Here is a 2848-nt window from a genome sequence, read left to right on the forward strand (position 1 = left end):
CCGCGTCGTTCGGTCAGGAGCGGTTGTGGTTGCTCGACCGGTTGGGTGCGGGGTCGGCGTATCACGTGGCGGGGGGTCTGCGGGTCTCGGGTGCTCTGGATGTGGGGGTGCTGGAGCGGGCGGTGGGTGAGGTGATCGCCCGGCATGAGGCGTTGCGGACGCGGTTCGTGTGGGCGGATGGGGGGTTGCAGCAGGTCGTGGAGGCATCGGTGCCGTCCTCGGTGCCGGTGGTGGATGTCGCCGACGGCTCCGGTGTCGAGGCGTGGTTGGCGTCGGTGGTGGAGGAGCCGTTCGATCTGGCGGCGGGTCCGTTGGTGCGGGTGGTGGTGGGGCGGGTCGCGGCTGGTGAGTGGGTGTTGGCGCTGGTGGCGCATCACGCGGTGGTGGACGGCTGGTCACTGGGGATCGTGATGCGTGAACTGGGCGCTCTGTACGCGTCGTTCGCGGAGGGCGCCGAGGTGTCGCCGCTGCCCGAACTCGACCTCCAGTACGGCGACTTCGCCGTCTGGCAGCGCGAGGAACTACGCGACGAGGTACTCACCGAGGAACTCGCGTACTGGAAGCAGACCCTGGGCGGGGCCACCTCGCTCGACCTGCCGGTGGACCGCCCGCGCGGCGGCCAGAGCTCCTCGTACCCGGCCGGCTCCATGCCTGTCGTGGTGGGTGGGGGTGTGGCCGGGCGTGTGCGGTCGGTGGCGGAGGCGGGGCGGGCGACGGTCTTCCAGACGGTCCTTGCGTCGTTTGCCGCGGTGCTGGGGCGCTGGGCGGGGCAGAGCGACGTGGTCCTGGGCACCCCCGTGGCGGGGCGGTCTCGTAGCGAACTCGACGACGTGGTGGGCTTCTTCGTCAACACTCTGGCGCTGCGGGTGGACACCGGCGGCGACCCGACCTTCGCCGGCCTGGTCGAGCGGGCCCGCGCCGTCACGCTGGAAGCGCTGGCCCACCAGGACATCCCCTTCGAGAAGGTCGCCCAGCACGTCGGGGGCAGCGAGCGGGGCGGGCTGGTACGGGTGCTGTTCGCCCTGGACAACACGCCCCGCGAGCCGGTCCAGCTGCCGGGCACGCAGGTGTCGGAGCTGGTCACGGGCGGAGGACGGGCACAGTTCGAGCTGGCCCTGCACCTGCGAGAGCAGCCCGACGGGTCACTGGCCGGGCGGATCGAATACGCCGCCGACCTCTTCGACGCGGACACCATCGGCCGGCTGCACGAGGCCTGGCAGCGCCTCCTGGCGGCGATGACCAGCCAGCCCGCCCGGCCGGTACACGCCCACCCGCTGCCCGGCCCGGCCGAACAGCAACAGATCGCCGCCTTCAGCAGCCCCCTGCCCCAGCCCGCCGCAACGGGTCTGATGCACGAAGCGATCGCCGCCCAGGCCGCCCGCACCCCCGACGCCATCGCCGTCAGCGGCGAAGAGGGCCGGCTGACCTACCGGGAGCTGGACGAGGCCGCCAACCGCCTGGCCCACCACCTGATCGCACAGGGCATCGGCGCCGAGGACGTGGTCGGCATCTGCCTGCACCGCAGCCTCGATCTGATCACCGCCCTGGTCGGGGTGCTGAAGACCGGCGCCGCCTACCTGCCCCTGGACCCCGACTACCCGCCGGCCCGCCTGGCCCGCATGGCCACCACCTCCCACACCCCCCTGATCCTCACCCACACCGCCACCCGCGACCTGACCCCCACCCTCGACCTGCCCGCCGGCATCCGCCTGCTCGACCTGGACACCGCGCGCGGCGACATCGCCGCCCGTCCGGCCACCGCCCCGGCCGTGACCCTGCACCCCGACAACGCCGCCTACGTCCTCTACACCTCAGGCTCCACCGGCCTGCCCAAAGGCGCCGTCAACACCCACGCCGCCTTCACCAACCGCATCGCCTGGATGCAGCACACCTACCCCCTGACCCCCACCGACCGCGTCCTGTTCAAAACACCCATCGGCTTCGACGTCAACGGATGGGAATGGACCTGGCCCCTCACCACCGGCGCCCGCGTCCACCTCACCCCACCCGGACACCACCGCGACCCCAACCACCTCGCCCACCTCATCCAGACCCACCACATCACCGTCTGCCACTTCGTCCCCTCCATGCTCCGCTTCTTCCTCGACCACCCCACCACCCCCCACTGCACCACCCTGCGCCACCTCATCGTCTCCGGCGAAGAACTCACCCCCCACCTCACCCACACCCACCACACCACCCTGACCACCACCCACCTGCACAACCTCTACGGCCCCACCGAAGCCGCCATCGACGTCACCGCCCACACCACCACCCCCCACGACACCACCCTCACCCGCATCCCCATCGGCACCCCCATCAACGCCACCGACCTCCACATCCTCGACCCCCACCACCACCCCACCCCCATCGGCGTCACCGGCACCCTCCACATCGGCGGCACCCCCCTGGCACGCGGCTACCACCACCAACCCGCCCTCACCGCCGACCGCTTCACCCCCCACCCCACCCAACCCGGCCAACGCCTCTACAACACCGGCGACCTCGCCCACTGGAACCCCGACGGCACCCTCACCTACCTCGGCCGCACCGACCACCAGATCAAAATCCGCGGCCAACGCATCGAACCCGCAGAAATCGACACCGCCCTCCAAACCCACCCCCACATCACCCACACCATCACCACCACCCACACCACCCCCGACCACCACACCCACCTCGCCACCTACTACACCACCAACACCCCCACACCCCCCACCCCCACCCAACTACGCACCCACCTCCGCCACCACCTCCCCCCCGCCATGATCCCCACCTACCTCACCCACCTCACCACCCTCCCCCAACACCCCAACGGCAAGACCAACACCACCCAACTCCCCCCACC

At 71.1% G+C, this 2848-nt stretch carries 1 protein-coding gene; it reads left to right on the forward strand.

Annotated features, from left to right (window positions below):
* Window positions 1-29 precede the first annotated feature (29 nt).
* Window positions 30-2848, forward strand: a 2819-nt coding sequence (locus ACZ5TL_RS39415) for a non-ribosomal peptide synthetase (RefSeq protein ID WP_468595587.1), incomplete at its 3' end; no start/stop codon positions are given.

The organism is Streptomyces sp. NPDC033136 (assembly GCF_055578235.1).